The sequence below is a fragment of the Winogradskyella psychrotolerans genome (genome assembly GCF_018860545.1).
Taxonomy (GTDB): domain Bacteria; phylum Bacteroidota; class Bacteroidia; order Flavobacteriales; family Flavobacteriaceae; genus Winogradskyella; species Winogradskyella psychrotolerans_A.
This window is the reverse complement of the sequence record NZ_JAHKPN010000038.1, coordinates 1-22,976: the sequence shown is the minus strand read 5'-3', so window position 1 is coordinate 22,976 and position 22,976 is coordinate 1. Positions and strand designations below refer to the sequence as shown.

The 22,976-nt window shown below is 35.0% G+C and carries 15 protein-coding genes; 9 read left to right on the top strand and 6 right to left on the bottom strand.

The annotated features are described in order from the left end of the window. Window positions 1–38 precede the first annotated feature (38 nt). Window positions 39–1,028, top strand: coding sequence for a UDP-3-O-(3-hydroxymyristoyl)glucosamine N-acyltransferase (lpxD, locus tag KO515_RS12375; protein WP_215936658.1), 990 nt, complete (start codon window positions 39–41; stop codon window positions 1,026–1,028). A gap of 151 nt (window positions 1,029–1,179) precedes the next feature. Here lpxD and KO515_RS12370 read toward each other — a convergent pair whose 3' ends face one another. After that, the gene (locus KO515_RS12370; protein ID WP_215936657.1) at window positions 1,180–1,443 is read right to left on the bottom strand and encodes a hypothetical protein; all 264 of its coding nucleotides are present in this window, start codon (window positions 1,441–1,443) and stop codon (window positions 1,180–1,182) included. A 204-nt stretch (window positions 1,444–1,647) separates the two neighbouring features. On the opposite strand from KO515_RS12370, the gene KO515_RS12365 reads away from it, so the two are divergent. Further along, a complete protein-coding gene (locus tag KO515_RS12365) occupies window positions 1,648–1,839 on the top strand; it encodes a cold-shock protein (RefSeq protein WP_215936656.1) in 192 nt (63 codons plus the stop codon). A gap of 81 nt (window positions 1,840–1,920) precedes the next feature. Here KO515_RS12365 and KO515_RS12360 read toward each other — a convergent pair whose 3' ends face one another. Together KO515_RS12360 and KO515_RS12355 are read right to left on the bottom strand one after the other, a co-directional pair. Next, the gene (locus tag KO515_RS12360) at window positions 1,921–3,312 is read right to left on the bottom strand and encodes an NAD-dependent succinate-semialdehyde dehydrogenase (RefSeq protein ID WP_215936655.1); all 1,392 of its coding nucleotides are present in this window, start codon (window positions 3,310–3,312) and stop codon (window positions 1,921–1,923) included. A gap of 51 nt (window positions 3,313–3,363) precedes the next feature. Beyond that, window positions 3,364–4,104, bottom strand: a complete 741-nt coding sequence (locus tag KO515_RS12355; RefSeq protein ID WP_215936654.1) for an SDR family oxidoreductase — start codon at window positions 4,102–4,104, stop codon at window positions 3,364–3,366. A 229-nt stretch (window positions 4,105–4,333) separates the two neighbouring features. Here KO515_RS12355 and KO515_RS12350 point away from each other — a divergent pair, with 229 nt between their 5' ends. The 3 genes from KO515_RS12350 (at window position 4,334) to KO515_RS12340 (ending at window position 6,638) form a co-directional block, all read left to right on the top strand. Continuing rightward, the gene (locus KO515_RS12350) at window positions 4,334–4,840 is read left to right on the top strand and encodes a peroxiredoxin-like family protein (protein WP_215936653.1); all 507 of its coding nucleotides are present in this window, start codon (window positions 4,334–4,336) and stop codon (window positions 4,838–4,840) included. A gap of 64 nt (window positions 4,841–4,904) precedes the next feature. Then, a complete protein-coding gene (locus KO515_RS12345) occupies window positions 4,905–5,780 on the top strand; it encodes a YihY/virulence factor BrkB family protein (RefSeq protein ID WP_215936652.1) in 876 nt (291 codons plus the stop codon). 135 nt (window positions 5,781–5,915) lie between these two features. Continuing rightward, a complete protein-coding gene (locus KO515_RS12340) occupies window positions 5,916–6,638 on the top strand; it encodes a hypothetical protein (RefSeq protein WP_215936651.1) in 723 nt (240 codons plus the stop codon). Between the two features lie 819 nt (window positions 6,639–7,457). Here KO515_RS12340 and KO515_RS12335 read toward each other — a convergent pair. Then, window positions 7,458–10,748, bottom strand: coding sequence for an ABC transporter permease/M1 family aminopeptidase (locus KO515_RS12335; RefSeq protein WP_179319973.1), 3,291 nt, complete (start codon window positions 10,746–10,748; stop codon window positions 7,458–7,460). A 2-nt stretch (window positions 10,749–10,750) separates the two neighbouring features. Beyond that, window positions 10,751–11,638 carry an ABC transporter ATP-binding protein gene (locus KO515_RS12330; RefSeq protein WP_178985400.1) on the bottom strand — a complete coding sequence of 296 codons (888 nt, stop codon included), beginning with the start codon at window positions 11,636–11,638 and terminating at the stop codon, window positions 10,751–10,753. A 209-nt stretch (window positions 11,639–11,847) separates the two neighbouring features. Between KO515_RS12330 and KO515_RS12325 the strand changes: the two genes are divergently transcribed. From KO515_RS12325 to KO515_RS12315, 3 genes are all read left to right on the top strand, one after another. Further along, window positions 11,848–12,642: a sensor histidine kinase gene (locus KO515_RS12325; RefSeq protein WP_179319972.1), complete on the top strand. Its 795-nt coding sequence runs from the start codon at window positions 11,848–11,850 to the stop codon at window positions 12,640–12,642. Beyond that, complete coding sequence (locus tag KO515_RS12320; protein WP_178985398.1) at window positions 12,639–13,340, top strand: LytR/AlgR family response regulator transcription factor; 702 nt, start codon at window positions 12,639–12,641, stop codon at window positions 13,338–13,340. Before KO515_RS12325 ends, KO515_RS12320 begins: the two co-directional genes overlap by 4 nt. 874 nt (window positions 13,341–14,214) lie before the next feature. Beyond that, window positions 14,215–19,218 (top strand): FG-GAP-like repeat-containing protein, encoded by a 5,004-nt coding sequence (locus KO515_RS12315; protein WP_215936650.1) that lies wholly within the window; start codon window positions 14,215–14,217, stop codon window positions 19,216–19,218. Window positions 19,219–19,362: 144 nt separating this feature from the next. Here KO515_RS12315 and KO515_RS12310 read toward each other — a convergent pair whose 3' ends face one another. Beyond that, window positions 19,363–22,374 (bottom strand): T9SS type B sorting domain-containing protein, encoded by a 3,012-nt coding sequence (locus tag KO515_RS12310; protein ID WP_215936649.1) that lies wholly within the window; start codon window positions 22,372–22,374, stop codon window positions 19,363–19,365. A gap of 234 nt (window positions 22,375–22,608) precedes the next feature. Here KO515_RS12310 and KO515_RS12305 point away from each other — a divergent pair. After that, window positions 22,609–22,976 (top strand): hypothetical protein (locus KO515_RS12305; protein WP_215936648.1); only part of this gene is annotated, 368 nt, incomplete at its 3' end.

Genomic DNA, 22,976 nt, shown 5'->3' with positions numbered 1-22,976 from the left:
ATCTTGTGTCATTATTAATTAATAGACAATATTACACCATGATATCATTCACAATTGACGACATTAATGCCTTTATAAATGGCGAAGTTGTAGGTTCAACTACACATAAAATTACAGGATTAGAGCAAATTCAAAAAGCAACTGAAAACCAAGCGACCTTTATTGGTAATCGTAAATTTGCAGGTTTATGGGCAGCTTCTAAAGCGAGTTTAGCGATTGTTAACGATACTATTGATATTGAACCAGGAGAGAATCGGGTGTTCATAAAAGTTAAGAATGCTGATTTGGCTATGGCAAAGTTATTAGAATCGTTTGTACCAAAACCACCGCATTTTGAAACCGATATTCATCCGTCTGCGATTGTAGATCCTTCTGCCAAAATAGGAGAAGGGAGTAGAGTTGGGGCAGGTTCTTACATTGGTAAAGATGTGGTTTTAGGTGCTAACGTCACGATTTATCCTAACGTCACAATTTTAGATGAGACCACTATTGGAGATCATACTGTAATTTGGTCAGGTACCGTGATTAGAGAACGATCAGTTATTGGAAGTCATTGTATTTTTCATAATAACGTGAGTATTGGAGCTGATGGTTTTGGTTATCGTCCTAGTGATGATGGCAGAGGTTTAGTGAAGATTCCACATATTGGAAATGTAGTCATTGGTAATGCGGTTGAAATTGGAGCTAATTCTTGCGTGGATCGTGGCAAATTCAGTTCTACGATTTTAGGAGATGGCTGTAAGATTGATAACTTGGTGCAAATTGCGCACAACTGTGTACTTGGTCGTTCTTGTATTATGGCAGGAAGTTCTGGCCTTGCAGGTTCTGTAACCTTAGGTGATGGTGTTGTAATTGGAGGCTCTGCGTCTATAAAAGATCATACTACCATTCATTCTGGTGCTACTGTTGGTGCAGGTTCTGGAGTTATGAATGACGTTGAAGCTGGAAAAACCGTGTTAGGGTATCCTGCGGTAGATTCTAGGGAGATGTTGAAGCAGTGGGTAGCGCTTAGAAAACTAGCTCGCTAGTTTCATCCTTTTTTAAATAAATACATTGATGTCACTTCGAGTGAAATTCTTTTTTTTGGATTTTGTATCGAGAAGTTATTAGTATGAATAGTTCTCGATACAAATTTACTAAGGCAAATTCACTCGAACTGACGTTATTTTATGAATTAATTTAGGCTGATTTCTGTTCTACATTTTGCTTTAAATGCAATAATCCAGCGACCATACCATCTAGTTCGTGTTCTAAGAAGGTGGCATTTCTTTTACTAAATCCTTTAATAACATTAGAGTAAAGTTCTACACCGCAGTGTTTTATGCAAACACTATAGGTGTCATTTTCAGCGTCTAATTGTACTGAAGTTCTATAATCGCTTGATACTAATAACCAGTAACATAAACTATTAATCTGGTTAAACAATGAGAATTTTGTTTCCATAATATTTAGATTTAATAGATAGAGGGAGATCTGTAGGACAAAGTTAAGCGCAAATGGATTTCGTCTATAATTTGCATGTTGTTTGTCTTTGTTTTTCCGATAAATGGTTTGTAAACGTTTATAAATCGGTTGATTAACATCTTATAATTTGTGGCACCATATTTGAATACTATTAAGTAATTATTAAAATTTAAATATTATACAATGAGTAAAGGAACAGTAAAATTCTTCAATGACATTAAAGGTTTTGGTTTTATCACTGAAGAAGGTTCAAACCAAGAACATTTTGTCCATATTTCTGGAGTCATCGATGAAATTCGTGAAGGAGATGTCGTAGAATTCGATCTTACAGAAGGCAAAAAAGGACTAAACGCTATAAACGTAAAAGTTATTTAATATATCGCTTAACCTCAGTTATGAAAGCCCATCACAAATGTGATGGGCTTTTTTTATTTTCTTTTATATGATATGTGGATATTAGCCAATCATAATAGATTTGGTGTTTACAAATTCTTTCATACCAAAGCCACCATGTTCTCTGCCAAATCCGGAATCTTTAACTCCGCCAAAGGGCATGTTAGGATAGGCTGTACCGAATTTATTTATAAAGACCATCCCGGTATCAAAATGTTTTTCGGCAAGTTCTGTAGCGTGCTCTACATTCTTAGAGAAAATACCTCCACCTAATCCAAAACGGCTATCATTCGCTATACGCATGGCATCGTCCTCATCTGTAGCTTTAATCAGTGCAGCAACAGGTCCGAATAATTCATCATCGTAAGCAGGTTGTCCACTGGTCACGTTCTCTAAAACCGTTGCGGGATAAAAGAACCCTTCACCTTTAGGTATCTCTCCACCACACAAGAGTTTTGCACCATGTTCAATACTCTTTTCTACTTGCTCGTGTAAAGTATCTCTTAAATCTTCTCTAGCGATAGGTCCTAATTTGGTGTCTTTATCCATAGGGTTACCCATGTTAAGAGCTTTCATAGCATTAACAAAAGCTTCTTTAAATTGATCATATACGGCTTCAACCACAACGAAGCGTTTGGCTGCAATACAGGTTTCACCATTGTTATAGATTCTTCCCATAACAGATGTTTTTACGGCCAATTCTATATCGGCATCTTCTAAAACAATGTAGGCATCGTTACTTCCTAGCTCTAGGACTGATTTTTTAAGGGCTTTTCCTGCTTTTTCACCAATAATCTCGCCTGCTTTAGGACTTCCTGTTAAGGTGATACCTCGTACTAATTTATGGTTGATAACCAAATCAGATTGATCGTGGTCTATCAGTAAGACGCTAAATAAATCCTTAGGTAATCCTGCAGCGGTGAAAATAGATTCTAATAATTTTGCTGTTCCTGTGACATTAGCCGCATGTTTTAAAAGCACACTGTTTCCTGCCATAAGGTTGGTAATAGTATAACGAATGACTTGGTATGATGGATAATTCCAAGGTTGAATACCATAAATAACTCCAGTAGGAGCGTAGGTAATTATACCTTTACTACCGTCTTGTAATTCGCGTTCTTCGTTCTTTAGGAATTCTGCAGCATTATCCGCAGAGTAATCACAAATACCGGCACATAAATCGACTTCTTGCTGACTTTGTTTCAAGAGTTTTCCCATTTCATTAGTCATGAGTTCTGCTAATTCAGGTTTATAATTAAGCAGTTCTTTTCCAATGGATTTTATAATCTTTCCACGGTCTTCAAATGACTTGGTTTTCCAAGATTTAAAGGCTTCATGCGATTTTTTAATAGTTGTCTCAACCGCGTCGTCAGTAAAATACTCATATGAGTTGAGTGCTTTTCCGTTAGTAGGATTTATCGTTTTTATCATTTCTTTTTCAATTGTCTTTTCCATTTTATAGTATTTTAAATTTGTATTGTCATTAGTATGGCGTGCTAGCGCTAATTATTGCTGGTCACTTGGTACGATATAAACATCGTTAATATTCACACGTTTTGGTTGTGATAAGGCGTAATGAATGGCATTAGCAATGTCTTCCGGTTCTAGGGTTGTCATGCCCATCATGTCCTTCATATTGTCTTTAATGTCTTCATCTGTAATGGTGTCTGTCAATGGCGTAGCTACGGCACCAGGTTCAATGGATGTAACATTAATACCATATTTAGGTGTTAATTCTTGTCGTAATCCTTCTGAAAACATTTTTACTGCCGATTTCGTAGCGCAATACACCGCACCACCAGGAAAGTATCGGTGTGCCGCCATAGAAGAGACGTTAATAATATCGCCTCCTTTGTTGTCTATCATCTTTGGTAAAACCGCAGCGACCCCATTAAGGACTCCTTTAATGTTTACATCGACCATTGTATGCCATTCCTCCGTTTTTAATTTATTAATGTATGATAGTGGCATCAATCCTGCGTTGTTAATTAATCCGTCTACACTTCCGAAGGTATCCACCGTTTTTGAGACGGCATTTTCAAAATCTGATGTTTTAGTCACATCTCCATCCACAACTAAAGCCTTTCCGCCATGTGTTTCAATAGTATCCTTTATGGTATTTAATTTGTCTTTACTTCTCGCCATTAGGACGACATTGGCGCCTTCTGAGGCTAGCTTTTTAGCTGTTGCTTCTCCAATACCACTTGATGCTCCTGTAATAATTATGGTTCTATCTTTTAAATTCATGTTGCTCATGTTTTTTAATTATTGTGTGTTTAAAGATCCTGTTCTTTATGGAGACCTGTTAACCGAGATGTCATAAATATTGACGGTTTTACGAAGTGTCCATCCATTTCACTTATTTGGAGTACTGTATAGCATTAGCATCAATATTCTTAGTGAACGCGCTAATGGATGGCAACGATAATGTCTAGTTTTAATCTTGAAAATTATTAATATTTAAAACCACTAAAAGATGTTGAAACCAAGACAGAAAACACCCGATTTAACTATAAACTTAACGAACGGTACAGAATGGACCTTAAGCAAACAAGATCCAGAAGCGTTTACCTTAATTATTGTTTACAGAGGACTGCATTGTCCAGTGTGTAAAAAATACTTAGAAGAATTACAAACTAAATTACCAGAGTTTAAAGAATTGGGAGTTAATGTGGTAGCTATTAGTAGTGAAACAAAAACATTAGCAGAGAAAACCACTGAAGAATGGGATATCGGAGATGTTCCATTAGGCTATGAATTCCCAATAGAAGCCGCTAGAGCATGGGGCTTATTTATTTCTATAGGTATAAAAGACGAGCCCGATCTATTTATTGAGCCTGGCTTATTTGTAATACGCCCAAATCAAGAGTTGTATTGTGCGTCTATCCAAACGATGCCATTTGCACGACCAGCATTAGATGACGTGATTAAGGCGATTAAATTTGTGTTGGATAAGGATTATCCGGCTAGAGGTGAAGCCTAAGGTTTAGGGATTAGGGATTAGGGATTAGGGATTTAATTAGGTAAAAAAAACAATAAAAGATGATATGAGTGACGCCCAAAAATTTAAGATTCAGCATTTGCCTAAGTTGTTAGTCGCAGCAGGGAAATCATGGTTTGATGGAGAGCCATTTCAGCGTAGTGCCATTGTGGCGTACTACGCTGTGTTATCTTTGCCTGCTTTGGTGATTATTATTCTTAAAGTAGTTGGTAGTGTTTGGGGAGAAGATATAGTACGCGGGGAATTATTAGGGGAAATATCTAGCGCCATTGGTAAAGATGCTGCGGATGCAATACGCACGATGATTGAAAACCAAGATGGCGAGAAAACATCTGTATTTGCTACAATTATTGGTGTAGGAACACTACTATATGGTTCTACTGGAGTGTTTTTTCAGTTACAATCGGCATTAGATAAAATATGGGAGCAAGAGCCTGCCTACAAAAATGACGTAGTGGCTACGCTTATGAGTCGTGTGAAGAGTTTTGGCTTTATCTTAATCTTAGGATTTTTATTGTTAACGAGTTTTATATTAACCTCATTACTCAGTACATTTAGCAAGCAACTCAATCGGTTTTTACCAGATAATCTATTCGACTATTTGTACGTGGTCGATTTTTTAGTGTCCTTAACCTTTATCTACGTGCTATTTGCAACGATGTTTAAGTATTTGCCATCGGCTAAAATATCGTGGAAATCCGTACGTGTTGGTGCGGCCTTGACTACCATTTTATTTTTAATAGGTAAGTACCTTTTGGCTTTATATTTTAATACGATGGAACCTGGTTCGACATACGGAGCGGCGGGTTCTATTATTTTGATTATGCTTTGGGTGTCGTATTCTAGTTTAATCTTATTATTTGGAGCTCATTTTACGAAGCAGTACGCTAATAGCTATGTTAAGAATGATCATATTTCTTAAGTGATTATTTATAATGAGTTACGCATTGTAATTTATAGTGTTACTTAAGTTATAGGTAGCCGCTGTACAGATCGCTTTACCGTTATACTTCTAAGAGCTCATCTACGGACAACGATTTTTTTGTATTTTAATGGCATGAAATTATTTAATGGCTTTAGATTAAAAATGGTAGAAGGGAAGCGACTTAAAAATTATCTTATTTACGCTGTAGGCGAAATCATCTTGGTTGTTATTGGCATTTTGATCGCTATCGCTATTAATAAAAAAACAGAAGCACGTAAGGCTGAAGATTTCACCTATAAGATGGCTGTACAGGTGCGACAAAAGATGGCAGCTGATATAGAGATTTTGAAATCTACGCGCGATGGAATTTCTGAAGATCTAAAAATCTACAATTTATATCTCAAGGAGAATAAGACTGATCATGAACGTTTAAAAGTAGTATCACAAGCTCCATTTTTAGTGACTGTAAGTGTGCAATTTGCACCGATAAATCCAATGTTGTCAACGGCGTTAGAAAACGCAAGCATCAATAATTCATCACTTTCTAATAAATTACTAGAAATAGAACAATATTACGAATCTATGGATCGGAAATTAAAACCCATGGAAAACATTATTACTGATGAATTAGTCGCTAACTTGAGACAAATTAAAGATAATTTTAATTGGTATGAAAAGTTAGTCAGTTTTAACGGTAAATTTACTGTGGATGAGTATAAATATTTTGGCTCAGACGATTATAGAAATCGTGTGGTACATATGAAGTTTTTATATTTGGAAGGTTACGATGCCATGTTAGCATCTTTCGAGGAATTACTTAATGAAAGATTAACGGAATTAGATGCTTTGTTGTGATGCATATGCATTACGACTATTCATAATGATTTAATCGTATTTGCAATTGAGAGGAAAGGATAAGGTTTATTATACACTTCTATTTTACATAATATAAATTATAGGACAAATGCTATTATTGGTTATTTACTAAGAACATACCATTAGTCAACTATAATGATATTATGTAAAATACCCAGAAACATACGTTTTCATTACAATAAACAGAATTTGGGTCATTAATCTTTATCCTTTAATATATTTTACATTTTAGAATTGATTGAACATTGGTCCTATAATTTGTCGTTATGTCAAATGTCCGCTGTCAAACGCTCGATTGCTTTATAAAATCAAATTGCTCTGGCAATTTATTTTGTACACAATTATCCAACGCTTGCCAGCCGCACAATAAAAGCTAGCTTTTTACTTCTTTTAAAAATCGCGTAAACGATAAAATGTACTTGATAAAAAATTTTAGACGATTCTAGTGGATTGCCACAAGAGCATAAATTTTGAAAAAAACAAAATTCTATGCACTTGTTATATGTAGAATTCCAAACTGGCTTTTTTTAAGTTTCTATATCTTTTGTCTTGAAACAAAAGAAACAAAAATTCAAGGCTGCATATAATTTTGGAAACAATTAACGGCTCATTCGCTATATTTTAGGAAACTTCTGAATTGATTGAGATTGCTTTTGAAGTCCCATTTATAGTTAGACTTCTTTACTTTATGTATTACTAAACCCCTAAAATATGTACGCTCATTTCGCCTATTGTTTTAACCAAAATTTTATGAGGCCGAGCTAAACATTGATATTATATTTTACATAATTTTAATGATTACATTTCTACAGGAATAACTTTTTCAAACAAATCAGAAATTAAATACTGAAGCGAATCTGAGTTAACCTCTCTAAAATAACCTAATAAGTCTTGCGTTGTTGCATATCTATCTGTATCCATTTTTAATTTACCGTTTGTGGTATTCCAATCTTCAAGAAAACATCTCAACGCCTTATTGACGTTCTCCTCTCCTATTGCTTTTTGAAACTCATACATATTAATCGCTCCTTTAGCATAATAGATGTAGTCTTGATCTTCTACCAATGCCAATGATGGTTCTTTTGCATCTTCTCTATCTTTCCCTTTTTTATAATCCTCTTTTTGCGTTTCTAAAAATTGTAATACTTTTTCTTCAGAATAGTGTTGCTTTAATACCATAACTGCTGCGTATTGTGACAAAGTTTCTAGTATGGTTAATCGTCCTTTAACATTTGCTGCTTCTACTTGCATGCCAAACCATTGGTGCGCAATTTCGTGTGCTGTGACATAAAATGCCATGTCAACATCTTTTTTATCATCAATGTCTAACACAAAACCGATAGCTTCTGAAAATGGAATGGTTCCAGGGAATGATTGTGCAAATTCGGCATAACGCGGAAATTCCATAATACGCAATTGCTCGTATTGATAAGGACTAAAATTATGACTAAAATATGCTAACGACGCTTTCATAGACGTCATCATTCTGTCAATATTGTAATCGTGTGCTTTATGATAATAAATTTCAAGATCCACAGGTTTTGCTACAGAATCTTGATTTGTTATCCATTGGTCTTTCTTTATTTCATATTCAGCTGAAACGATGGAATAAAAATTAATGATTGGTTGATTCATTTTATAATGAAAATAGTTGCGGTTATTTTCTGTCCATTTTCTCAATAAATTTCCTGGTACTAAAGCAGTTTGGTCTTTTGAAGTACCAATAATCATCTCAAAATTAATGCCATCAGAATCACTTCCTGACCTTGCATTTTTGAGCTCATTGGCATCATCTCTATCTGCTGTACGAATTCTTATAGGCAAACCATAATCTTTGCGTTCATCAGCATCGTTTAGTTCATATTTTCTATTATAGCCTATTGTTGGTAAATCTGTATTATTAAAAAATGTACCGTTATTATTGATGTTTACATTAGAGTTTCCAGATTCAAATCCTCTTGTGGTAAAGCTTTGCTTGAAATGCATTTTTATAGCATCTCCAGGTTTTAAAGCTGTATTTAGATTAAAAATTGAATAATCAAACTTTTTATATTGCTTATCGGTTGTAAACTCGTCTTCAAAAGAGATACTATCTAAAGTAATATTCTCTTCCAGAAGTTTTTGAATGTGAATGGATTTGACGTCTTCTGTAGTAGTGTTTTTCAACATATAGTAACCTTCTACTGTATAATCTCGTGTTGTAGGATATAGTTCTACTCGCAAGTTGATATCTATTATTTTTGGTTGTAGTATATATTCAAACTGTTTGAGTTCTTTCTCATAAGCGACTCTAAAGTCTGTCGCTTCAGAATTTGTCCAGTAAGTGTTTAAAATATTAGTATTATAAAAGATAAAGCTTCCGATAGTTATAAATAGTAAACAGACCATAGCTGTTAGTTTTAAAAGTGGCTTGCTTAATCTGTATTTACTTGCTTTTATACGGTTCCAAAAATTGGTTTCTGTACCTCTAATGTTTACTAATGAGCCTATAATTAGCAAAAGCAATCCGAAAAGAAACCAGTACGATTTAATAATGAGATATGGTTTTAAAAAATGGCCATAACCATTCATATCTGAATAGGCTCCTAAAGCGCTTCCGCCAAAGAAATATAAATCGTGGTCGAACCCAAATAAGCCTAAAGCGGTATTGCTAATAAAAAATACAATCACCAACATAACACCTACAAACTTATGATTTGCAATAGATTGAATAAAAAATGCAATGTATGTGTATAAGGCTAAAAACGGTAAAATTTCTAAAAAGAAACCAGATAAATAAATCTGAAATTCATATTTATAATAGCCACTTAATGTTTGAAATATAATTCCTGAACAAATTAAAGTAAGCATTAATACCACGTAAATTAAATTCAATCCAATATATTTACCTAGCAACTTTAAAAAGCTAGACATTGGTGTTGCATCATAAATTAAATCTAGTTTGGCACCTCGCTCTTTCCATACCAATTCACCTGAATAAAACACTAAAAGGATAATAAAGAAATACATGGATGTTTCTTTAAGCTCTTCTACCATAAAATAGGTTGCTGGATAACTATCCACTCCATATACAGTTCCAAGATTAACTGAATTAATAAGGATAATAATCATACCACAAATAACAATGCCCCAAAATGATGCTTGCTTAAAAATACCTATGAAATAAAACCAAGTGAACTGTTTTAATTGGTTCCATTTTGATTGTAAACCATAGTGTTTTTTAGCTTTTGGAATCATGACATCATTACCGTCTTTGGTAATCTTATGAGTTACTATTTGTGATTTCTTTCTCTTAAAACGCTTTTCTTTAACTACATTAAAATTGAATTTTTTATAGCCATAAATCATTGCGATGATTCCAAGAGCTACCCAAAATAGTTTGTTATATAGCAATGCGCCAAAAAACGGAAGATCTTGTGTACTCTTTTCTAAAGCAGACCAAGATTTTGTTACAAAAGTGGTTGTTGTTAGTGAAAATGGATCTAGTATGGCTTGCCAAAACTCATTAGTAACGGCTTTGGTTAGCATAAAAATTACAAAAATAATAATACCTTGTGTATATACAACCACTAGGTTTCTAGTTAATGCACCAGTGACAAAAAATAGCAATGCACCAAAAAATAAGGTTGGCAAGGTTATCATCATAAATGTCTTTATATATAGCATGGCATTAAATGCTAATAGATTTTCTGGATTATGCCATGGCATAAATTCACCCAGCATCATACCAAACAAAATCCCCGTAAATGCAAATAATAACACTGTAAACGCTCCTAAAAACCGACCTAATAAATAATCTTTTTTGTTGATTGGTGTGGTAAACATTAAGGATTCTATATTGTATTCAAAATCTCTTAAGACTGACACACCCATAATCATGGATGCCAAAATCATAAATAGTCCTGTGATAGCTCCCATCGTCTTGGCAATCACTATAGGTGAGTTTTTTTTCATGAATCCAATATCAGATCCTTGAAAAATAAAGTCTACACCAACAATTGAAAATAAAAAGAGAAATAGAAAGAACACATAGGTGTCTGCACGTTTAATGCGATATTGTATTTCGAACTTAAAAATATTGTACCACATAATTATATAGATTTAGCGTTCGTATTATTAAATATTTCAGAGAAATACACATCTTCTAATTCGGCATTAATAAGCGAAAAGCCATCTCCAGGGTTCACATCGCTTAAAATGTGAATGGTTGGTTTTCCTAGAAACAGCTTTTCACTAATGACTAAATAATTTTGCTTGTATGCTTTTAATTCTGACTTTTCGATTGTTTTTTTATAGACTCTGTCTTTTAGGTTTTCTAGTATTTGTAATGGATTTCCCTTTAAGCAAACTTGGCCTTGATTAATGATTGCCATATTGGTACAAAGCTCTTTAACATCATCAACAATATGAGTAGATAAGATCACAACTGTGTGTTCTCCTAATTCGCTTAACACATTATAAAATCGATTACGTTCTACAGGATCTAATCCTGCCGTTGGTTCATCGACAATAAGTAGTTTAGGATCATTAAGTAAGGCTTGTGCAATGCCAAAGCGTTGCTTCATTCCACCAGAATAGCCTTTAAGATTTTGTTTTCTAACGTCGTATAAATTGGTTTTATGCAAAAGCGCATCTACCAAGTCTTTACGCTCACCATTATGAGTGATCCCTTTTAGAACCGCAAAATGATTGAGTAATACTTCCGCAGATATTTTAGGATACAACCCAAATTGCTGTGGTAAGTATCCTAAAACTTGTCTCAACTCGTTTTTTTGTCTTAACACATCGATGTCTCCAAGTGTAATAGAGCCATTGTCTGCTTCTTGTAATGTTGCAATGGTTCTCATTAAAGTAGATTTACCAGCACCATTTGGGCCTAATAAGCCAAACATTCCTGTTGGGATTTTTAATGAAATATTTTGCAATGCTTTAACACCATTAGAGTAGGTTTTAGATAGATTGTCAATAATGAGTTCCATAAGTGTTCGTTTTTTGATTGATTGACACAAACATATATGTGATTTTAGCCTATATAAAATGTTAGTGACACAAGTATAGGTTTTAGTGATAAACAGATTAATCTATGTTATAAAGGCTTCTTAAAACACCTTTAAGATTGTTTGTCACTGATTAGATACTGTTTGTCAACTAATTTGTTTGAGGTGTTTTATTTAATTAATATTGATTTATGAAGTTGAATATATCAGACAGAAAAAAGAAAATTATAACGCGATTTTATAAAATAGCGATTGTTATTATAGGCTTAGTCATCGTAATTTTTAATGATACTTTTGGCAGATTAGAAGGGTTTGTAGAATTTATTGCTTTCTATTTTATACTTGTTTTTATTACCATTTCACATTGGCTTTTTAAACAAATCAAATCTATTATTAGATTAAAGAATGAAAAAGCAAAAACAGAATTATTACATTTAAAAAGTCAGGTTAACCCTCATTTCTTTTTTAATATGCTTAATAACCTTTATGGTTTGGTAGATAAAGATTCAAAGAAAGCTCAAGAACTCATCCTAAAACTTTCTGATATGATGCGTTATAGTATTTATGAAGGAGATAAGGACACTGTTTTATTGTCTGAAGAGATTACTTATCTACAAAACTATATTGAACTTCATAAAATGCGTTATCATAAGGTTATTGACGTGCAATTTAATATTGATGTAAAGAACAATGATTATGAAATAATGCCTCTTCTATTTATTATTCTTTTAGAGAATGCATTTAAACATGGTGTAGAAAATCTAAGAGCGCATGCTTATGTGCATATAAATTTAGAAGCACAGAGTAATGACGTGAATTTTGAAATTGAGAATAATTTTGATGTATCACAAGACAATCATGAAGTTGGAATTGGCTTAAATAATTTAAGACGACGATTAGAGTTGGTCTATCCAAAAAGTCATACTTTAACAATAGATAAAACTGATAACATATATAATGCTAAATTGACTATAAAAAAATTATGATTACATATATAATAATAGATGACGAGCATATCGCACACGATATTATAAAAGGCTATTGTGATATGTTGCCAAATTTAGAATTTAAAGCAGATTGTTACGACGCCATTGAAGCTATTGATTATTTATGCAAATATGAAGTAGATCTCATATTTTTAGATTTAAACATGCCCAAATTAAAAGGGTTTGAATTTTTAAAAACCTTATCATCTCCTCCAAAAGTTATTGTAACCACAGCATATAGTGAGTTTGCTATTGAAGGCTACGAATTAAATGTGATCGACTATTTATTAAAACCATTTAGTTTTGAGCGCTTTTTAAGTGCTATTAATAAAGTGACATCTTCTAATACAAGTACAGTAAAAAAGCAAACTATTACAAACCAAGAACCCGAAGAAAAACATATTTTTTTAAAACAAAATAATATTCATATTCAAGTAGATTTAGACTCCATATTGTTTGTTGAAGCCTCTGGGAACTACACAAAAGTCGTTACGACAAAAGATATTATAACTATCCGCGAAAAAATATCTGACACCATACAGTTACTTTCGGATACAGATTTTATTCAAGTTCACAAATCATTTGCGGTTGCAAAAAAGCATATCAAGAGCATAGAAGGGAATAGAATACATATTTCAGATCATATTGTACCAATAGGAAAACTTTACAAAGCAAATATCAACCAACTTTTTAAATAAACTTGAATTGATTATAACTATTTCATTCCATACACATTTTCATCCACTACTACACCCTAAGGAAAAAGAGTATTCCTTTAACTAAGTAAAGAAAGTTATAGATTAAATTTTTTTAGAAACATGAGTGCTAACATGCGCTTTTAACCAAAGCCCATGTTGTACATAACGCAAGTACATTATAGGACAACTTATAATAGAGTGAATTTTAAGAATGCAGGCCTTATTTGGTATTTCTACTGTTTTAAGGGTTTGTAAGCGATTTATATAACTACTGTTGTAATGACGCTATGCTGTATAAAGAACTTATTATTTTGATATACGCGAATTATAAGCCTGTGAATTCTGGGTTAGATTGTTAGATCTTTAGATTATTAGACTGGTTAGACTGGTTAGACTGGTTAGACTGGTTAGACTGGTTAGACTGGTTAGATCTTTAGATTGGTTGGATTATTAGACTGGTTGGATTGGTTAGACTGGTTGGATTGGTTAGACTGGTTAGATCTTTAGATGGTTGGAATGATGGATTAGGTTGGGGAATTGCTTGGTTGGTTTTAATAGTAGATGCGTTCTAAAGTGTTATTATTTTCTTCATAACTGCTAAAATAACATTGCGACCTATAAACCTATAAATCAGTGCGATAAACGAAAATATTGCTGAAATTTGTAATTATTAATCATCTTTATCATCAATCAATCGTGTTTGAATTTAATTCAAGCGTACCACTAAATAAACAATAACCAACAACTATGGCATAAAACTACGCGCTAGATTCGTCATCACTGCTTTAATTTTTCTTATACGTCATCTTTTCTGTAGATGTTTTGCAAGCACATGATTTTTTCGCCTGTATTTTATGTTAATCTCTAACCGAACATGGCGAACAAGACTCTTATTTCATTTGTGGCTATAGCAATTGCTGCTTTTACAGTTCTTTATTTTTATGCATCTCGACGTAATTCTTCAAATTATTCAGACTATGACCTTATGGCGGTTTCAGATCATGAAAAACTCACTTCAGGATCTTACACGCTTCAACAATTACAAGACAACCATAAAATAGCCACTTTTGAAAGACGTGATCTTATTATCAACTCTAATGCATCTCAAACCGTTACTTTAGTCAATCCTGCGATTAGTGCAGTCGCTATTGCGAAATTTCTTAATGGAAATTTACCAACCACTACTCCTTCCGGTAACACTGGGATTCCAAGCTTACTATCACAAACCGGAGCTTTTGCTAATTTAAGTACATTGTCCCCTAGCCCAGGACTCATTCCTTATGATATGATTGAACCGTTTTGGTCTGATGGAGCTGCCAAAAAACGATGGATGGCCATACCAAATGATGGCTCATACAATACTCCTGACGAGCAAATTACATTTTCAAATGATGAGGCTTGGGACTTTCCGCAAGGTTCCGTATTAATTAAGCATTTTGAGGTTGGTGGACAACGTCTTGAAACGCGATTTGAAGTGAAAGGTGATGATGATGTCTATTATTATTTAACCTATAAGTGGAATGCCGCCCAGACCGATGCAACGCTATTAGATGCTGCAGTTGATGAAGACGTTGTGGTCAATGGCGTTACCCAATCGTGGCATTATCCAGGTCGAAACGAGTGTACATCGTGTCACCAACCTCAAAACGGTGGTGTTTTAGGACCAAAAACGAGACACCTTAATAAGGAGATTCTATATCCAAGTTCTGGAATTACCATGAATCAACTCGTTAATTTCAGCGAGCTTGGACTTATATCTGAAACTATAACGGACAGCAATGTTAGTAGCTATTCAGCGGTTGCAGCAAAAGATGACTTAAGTGCTTCATTAGAAGATAGAGCCCGTTCTTATATTGATGTGAACTGTTCTAGTTGTCACAACCCATCCGTTGATAATATCGCGATGTTTGACGCGCGTTATACCACTCCATTAGCACTCCAAAACATTATTTATGGTGCTGTTGTTTATGATGAAGGTTTAATTGATCCTAAGGTGATTATTCCTCAAGATGTTCCGAATTCAATGGCGCATTTTAGAATGAATTCTACACAAACGGGTATTGAAATGCCTCCAATCGCTAAAGATGTTGTGGATGCAGCCGGTGTTCAATTAATTGAAGATTGGATTAATAGTTTGTCTCCAACAACGTCTTCTCCACCTGTGGCTTTGTTTTCTGCGTCTACAGTCCATGGACCCGCGCCTTTGAGTGTTAGTTTCGATGCGTCTGCCTCAACGGACCCTGATAATGATCCTTTAACATATTCGTGGGATTTTGGAGATGGTAACACTGCTACAGGGGTTACAGCAAATCATGTCTATGCGACTTCAGATGAATATACAGCAACATTAATTGTTAGTGATGGTTTACAATCTGACCAAACCAGTACTGTAATTGCTGTGAACACAAGTAATCCAGGAGGGAATACCGTGGCATTCACTGATGGCACTTCGCTTTTGGGGCAAGATAACTTTAGTGGTTTACCTATGGGAGTTATTGATATGAACGGCGATGGAAAAGATGATATTGTGCAGTTTAATAATGCTAAAAGTCTGCGTATTCAATATCAAAATGGAGCTGGACAACCGTTTACAAGCTTCAATCACGGTAATGTAAGTAATAACAACCAATGGGGTACGGCTATTGCTGACTTTGATCATAATGGTTATAATGATGTGATGTCTGGAGGTGCTTATGACAACTTAAAAATTATCAAGAATAATGATGGTAATAGCTCATACTCGCAGTCTTTTATATCAAACTCAAATATATTTTTGCAAGGTGCAAATTTTGCTGATATCAATAACGATGGTTGGGCTGACATTTTTGCTTGTCATGACGATGGTGAATCACGAGCATTTCAAAATAATCAAGATGGGACACTCTCCTATGATGCGAATTTAATAAGCACTGAAACGACTCCAAATAGTGATAATTCTGGAAATTATGCGAGTATGTGGGTGGATTATGATAATGATGGGGATCTGGATTTATATATTTCTAAATGTCGTATAGGTGTTAATAGTAGTAGCGATCCTCGCCGTGTAAATATGCTATGGCAAAATGATGGGAATAACAACTATACTGAAGTTGCAGATCAAGCCAATCTCAAAATAGGAGGGCAAACTTGGTTTTCTGATTTCGGTGATATTGATAATGATGGTGATTTAGATGTGATTGTAGTCAATCATTATGAAGCTCCTAATTTAATGCGGAATAATGGTGATGGCACCTTTACTGAAATTACTTCAGGTAGCGGCTTACCATCTCTAACTTCAGAAGGTAATTTGGCCATTCAAGGTTTCTTTAAAGATTTCAATAATGATGGCTATTTAGATTTAATGATATCAGGAACCAAAAGTCACCACCTATTATATAATAATGGTGATGGTACGTTTCAGAATGCCATAAATCCGTTTAACTCCAATCAAATTCAGTCGTTCTCTGTAGGCGATATCAATCATGACGGTTTCTTAGATATTTATGCCGGATATGCCACTGGATTTAATTCACCAAGTACAATAAAAGATAGAATTTGGCTAAATCAAGGGAATTCCAATAACTATATTAATATTCAATTAGAAGGGACCTTAAGTAATATAAATGGTATTGGTGCTCGTGTGGAATTACATGGTTCTTGGGGCGTACAAATTAGAGATGTTCGCTCGGGAGAAGGCTATGGTTTAGTAAATTCGTTTACGCAACATTTCGGAATTGGAGTTAGCACTCAAGTTGATAAAGTGGTCGTTAAATGGCCTTCAGGCATTGTTGATGAAATTCTTGATCCGGCTATTAATCAATTTTTAAAGATTATTGAAACCGAGCCAACGCCAACCTGTTTTGATGGCTTTCAAAATGGTGATGAAACTGGAGTTGATTGTGGTGGATCTTGTCCAAATGCTTGCCCAGAACCACCTCCTTGTACAGATATCGTGGTTTCTATTACCTTAGATAACTATCCGGAGGAAACAAGCTGGTCTATTGAAAACAGCACTGGTACAACTGTTGCTTCTGGCGGAACTTATGGTGGTGAAACAGATGGCTCTACAGTCACTATTGACGTATGCCTTGAGGATGGGTGTTATGACTTTATTATTACTGATGCTTATGGAGATGGTATTTGCTGTTCGTATGGCAATGGATCATATTCTGTAACCGTAAATGGATTAACACTGGCTTCTGGTGGCAACTTCGGTACCTCTGAGAGTACTGATTTCTGCCTGGATGAATACCCAGAAGTTTATACCTATAATAACGACGTTTGGACTCCTGCGGATCCTAATAACGTTTCTACCTCTAACGATAATATTGTAATCGCAGCCGGTGAAGCTGTCATTTCTATGGATACTGACATTAATACCATTACCGTGGAAGCTGGTGCTGCCTTAACTGTAAATTCAGGTGTGACTTTAGCTGCTAATATCACCACTTTAAAATCGACCTCGCAATTATACTCAAGTTTCATTGTTAATGGTACCGTTGAAGGCGTTGTAACATATGAGCGTTTTGTGAATTCAAATACAGGAGGCAATGATTTAATTTCGCCACCACTTTCTGGTCAGACTTGGGCCGATTTTTTAGCATCGGGTACCAATGCGACAGATCTTTTAAATAACAGTAGTGCCATTCCAACTCCTGATCCTATCTCCTATGCCTTTGGACCTTTTGATAAAACAACGGACGCTTATATTAATTACACGGCTGCTGAATCCCCTAGCTTAACATTAGTCAGCGGAACAGGTTACAGAGCGGGTACAGATCCTAGTCTAGATCCTGGTACGAGTTTAACATTTACGGGTAGCGTACCATCCACACCGATTGCTGTTAATATTTTAAATACCGGAGCTTTGTTTCCAGATTGGAACTTATTAGGGAATCCCTACCCCTCATATCTCGATATGAGTGTGTTCCTCAATTATGTGATATACGATAATGGCATCGATCCAGCTATCACTAATATCGATATTTTGGAAGATATGTCTGGTATCTATGGCTATGCCGGAGGTGATGTGGCCAACAGATGGGACGTTATTACCTTAGCGAATGCTAGCGTTAAATTAATGGCACCAGGTCAAGGGTTCTTTGTGGCCGCCAATGCTGGGTATGTAGAGGATTACGATATTGTTTTTGATCCCGCAATGCGTGCCATAGGTGCCGATGATGATTTTATTGTTGGACGTGATTCTGAGTTATTAACCTATTTAAAGCTTAATCTTAATGCTTCCAATATGGATTACAGTACGGATTTCTATTTCAACGATCATGCAAGTTTAGGTTTAGACCTTAGATACGATGGTAAAATATTAGGTAATGTGGCACCGAGCTTTGCCCTCTATTCGCATTTGGTGGAAGATAATACCGGATTGCCAGTAGCCTTACAAGCGTTACATCCTACAGATTTAGAAAACACCATAATTCCTTTGGGAGTTAATTCAAATCAAGGAGAACAACTAACCTTTAGTATTAGTGAAACAACATTACCAAGTGATGTTGAGGTTTATTTGGAAGATACTGTAGCGAATACCGTCACCTTATTAAATACTAGCGATTATACCATTACACCTAACGTCGCCTTGCAGGGTACGGGACGCTTCTATCTGCATGTGGCATCGTCTACCTTGTCTGACACGAGCCAAACGTTTGATTATTTACAGATTTATAATACAGCTAACCCAAAAACGGTAGTGGTAAAAGGAGCGTTACAAGCTAAGACGACGTTAAATTTATATGACGTTCAAGGGAGATTAGTATTGCATACAGCCCTAAATCACTTGGATGTAATAAACACCATTGATGTTTCAAGGTTAAACAGTGGTGTGTATTTTGTAAAGGTATTTAATGCTAATCAAAGTAAAACACAGAAGCTTATCATTCATTAGGTTGGCGTTGTGAGGTATGAGTGAAGTGTGTAAAGTGTAAAGTGTAAAGTGTGAAGTGTTCGGTGTAAAGTGTAAAATCAAAAGCCAAGTATTAAGCGTTACTAATGGTTATAGTTGAATTGCAGGTGTTTAGTTGCTTGTGGGTTATCGTTTTAATGTGAAATGGCCTTTATCATTTCCACCAGAGCGTAATTTAAGCACATACCAATAATCATTAACAGGTTGCAGGTGGCTGTTATAGTAGCCATCCCAGAAATAATATGGTCCTTTAACTTCTTTTAATAGTTTACCATATCTATTAAAAATCCATAGTGTTTCAATTAGATATTCTGGATCTTCGATTATCCAAATGTCATTTTTATCATCGTTATTTGGTGTAAAAAATGCTGGTACCTTATAGGTTTTTTGTTCTGTCTTAAATTGTTCCTCAACACAATTTAGAGCCTCACCGTTTTCGTTATACGATACTATCGTCACATAGATAACGGTGTCAGCTGGTAGGTCTGATGGTAAGTTGTAATTGGTTGTTAGTCCAACATCTTCTGCGTCTAAAATATCCGTACTGCCTGAAGAAGTACCTATATTTAAAATATATCCTGAAGCGTCCATGACGGTATTCCATACTAAGGTGGTATTTAACACGATCTCTTCTGCCCCATGCGATGGGCTTATTAAACTTGTACAATTTGGTCGCACTAAAATGGTTTCTGTAGTAAAGTGTTCTTCGGTACAACCACTTGCTTCTCCCACTTGGTTATAAGGGATAATCGTGACATATATGTCTGCTTGTTCTGGTAGAACAGACGACGGATTGTAAGTCGTTATATTACCAAGGTCGGTAGTATCTAATATGTCTGTTCCTTCTGGAGTTGTACCGATGGTTAAGATGTAGCCTTCAGCTTCTGGCACTGACATCCAGCTTAAATTTGTAGTTACGGAAACATTAGTCGCTAGATTCAGTGGTGTTGTTAATGCACTACAATTAGGTATTGTTGAAGTGCTTCCGGTGGTGATAAAGCTTTCTGGACTACAAGCTAAAGCTTCCCCAAGGTCATTAAATGGAGTGATTTCTACACTTATTTCGGCATTTTCAGGAAGATTGAACGGCATATCATATTCTAAGACATCATTTAAGGACACCGTATCGAGCGTTATGATGCCCGTAGTAATCGTAATGTTATATCCTGTTGCGTTAGGGATTTCGTTCCAAGACAAGTTTGTTGATACGGAAACATCTGTTGCCCCATCTAAAGGCAATGTTAATGTGGTACAATTGGGTAATGTGGGAATGATTTGTGTTGTAAAACTTTCTTCGCTACAATCACTAGCTTGTCCGCCAGCATTATAAGGTATAAGCGTTACAAATATTCGGGTGTTTTCAGGGAAATCTACGGTGGGGTTGTACGTGGTGATGTTCCCTACGTCTAAGTTATTTACGATGTCGTTTCCACCTGATGTCGTTCCTATATTTATGATATATCCTGTAGCGTCTGCGACGGCGTTCCATGATATCTCTGTATTTACCGTGATTTCGGTGGCTTCATTTAAAGGCGTACTGAGTTGGGTGCAGTTTGGTATTAAGGTCCCAATACCTGTTGTAAATGTTTCATAAGTACATTGTTGATCACCATAACTATTGTACGGTATAATCCTTACATAAATAAGGGTCTCTCCAGGAAGTTCAAACCAAAGATCAAAACTTAGATTAAAACCTGCGTCAAATTCACCAAAAAAAATGGAATCAGTGCCCATATTAATGCGATAGCCTGTTGCACCAGGAACGGGATTCCACGAAAAGCTGGTACCGACAGGGACATTAATGGCTTCATCTAAAGGCATCGTTAGCGTCGTACAAGCTGTTGGCTCTGTTGTTGTGCAATTTTCTTCAACCTCTTCCCTACTACTGCACTCTGAAGGGTTTCCTGAAATGTCTACTAATCCCGTAATGCCATCTGATAGTAATAAATTACATATTGCAGAACAGTTCGTTAAAGCGCTATTATTGGTAATATACAATCCGTAACTATTGGCGTAGGCTGAATCTGCTACTTGGGCTAAAGCCTCAAGACCATTTAAAGATGTTAAAGATGGGTTTAAACTTATATCTAATAAGCCATCTATAGTCGTCAATGAATGAAGTCCTATGATACTTTCTAGACTGTTATTTAGATAAATTTGAACAACACCATAAATATGAACTAAGTTATTGAGTCCATCAATTGTAGTTAAGTTGTTATTGTCTGTTAAAATAAACCAGCCAGAGGAAGGTATTATACTCCCAATAGTTATTAAGCTATTAAATCCAGAAAGTTGAGTAATCCCAGAATTCACTATTTTAAACCCAGCTCCAATTAGTTCTAAAGCATTAAATAAAGGTATTGAAACCAAATTTGGAGACGCTTCACTAAGGTCGCCAGCGATATTGAAATAACGTGTTACGGTTTTTAAATTGTTAAAACCTTGAACGGATACTAATGCATTACTACCAATATGAAAATCCCAACCTATAGTTTCTAGCGTATTAAAACCATTAATGTTTATTAAACTATTATTACCAGTTATAAGAAAGTTACCTTCGGTGGGCGTGTTTAACCCCACTTCTAAAAGAGAATTAAAGCTCGATATATATAGCAAGGCATCGTTATTAGATATCGTAAACCATTCACCTACACTTATTAAGTTGTCAAAAGCAGAAATTGTGATTAGATTATTGTTTCCCTTTAAGGTAAACCTTCCTACAACATTTTCTAATGCGTTGAAACCGGAGATGGTTTCTAAGCCATTATTTCCCAAAATTTCTAATTTCCCCTGTACAATTTCTAAATTATTAATGCCATCAATAGTTTCTATTAAATGGCTATAATTAATTTGAAAATCACCTCCAATATATTCTAAATTGCTAAAATTCGATAGACTTGTGATTTCAGAATAATTAATTATTAAGGACCCTTCAATTCTCCTAATTGCCGTTAATCCTGAAATATCAACAGCATTGCCGATAAATAAATCACCGTCTATAATTTCACAAGATCCATAATTAGCAAGGTAATTTATAACGGCTGTTTGATTATTCAAGCTAACATCACCAGTCGGACATTGCGCCATGGCAGTGATGGATATAAAAAGTAATAGAATTACTAAGGTCAATTTACGCATTCTCAATAATACAATAAATTGTGAAAATTTGAAATTTTTTTAGAGTTATGAGTGAAAAGTTTAAAGTGTAAAGTGAAGAGTGTAAAATGTAAAGTGTGAAGCGTAAAGTTAAAAGTGAGGATTTGGATTGGGAAGATTAATTATATCAAAAGCCAAGAGCTAAGAAGCCCTGCGTTTAATAATACAATCTAAAATTCAATACTTTGCAGGCGTTATAATGTCTTTGATTCATCAATGCGTGCTATAGGTGCAAATGATGATTTCATCGCAGGACGTAATTCAGATCTATTAACCTTTTTAAAGCTTAACATTAATGCTTCTAACACGGATTATAGTACTGAATTCTATTTCAACGATCATGCAAGTTTAGGTTTAGACCTTAGATACGATGGTAAAATATTAGGTAATGTGGCACCGAGCTTTGCCCTCTACTCGCATTTGGTAGAAGATAACACCGGATTGCCAGTAGCCTTACAAGCGTTACATCCTACAGATTTAGAAAACACCATAATTCCTTTGGGAGTTAATTCAAATCAAGGAGAACAACTGACCTTTAGTATTAGTGAAACAACATTACCAAGTGATGTTGAGGTTTATTTAGA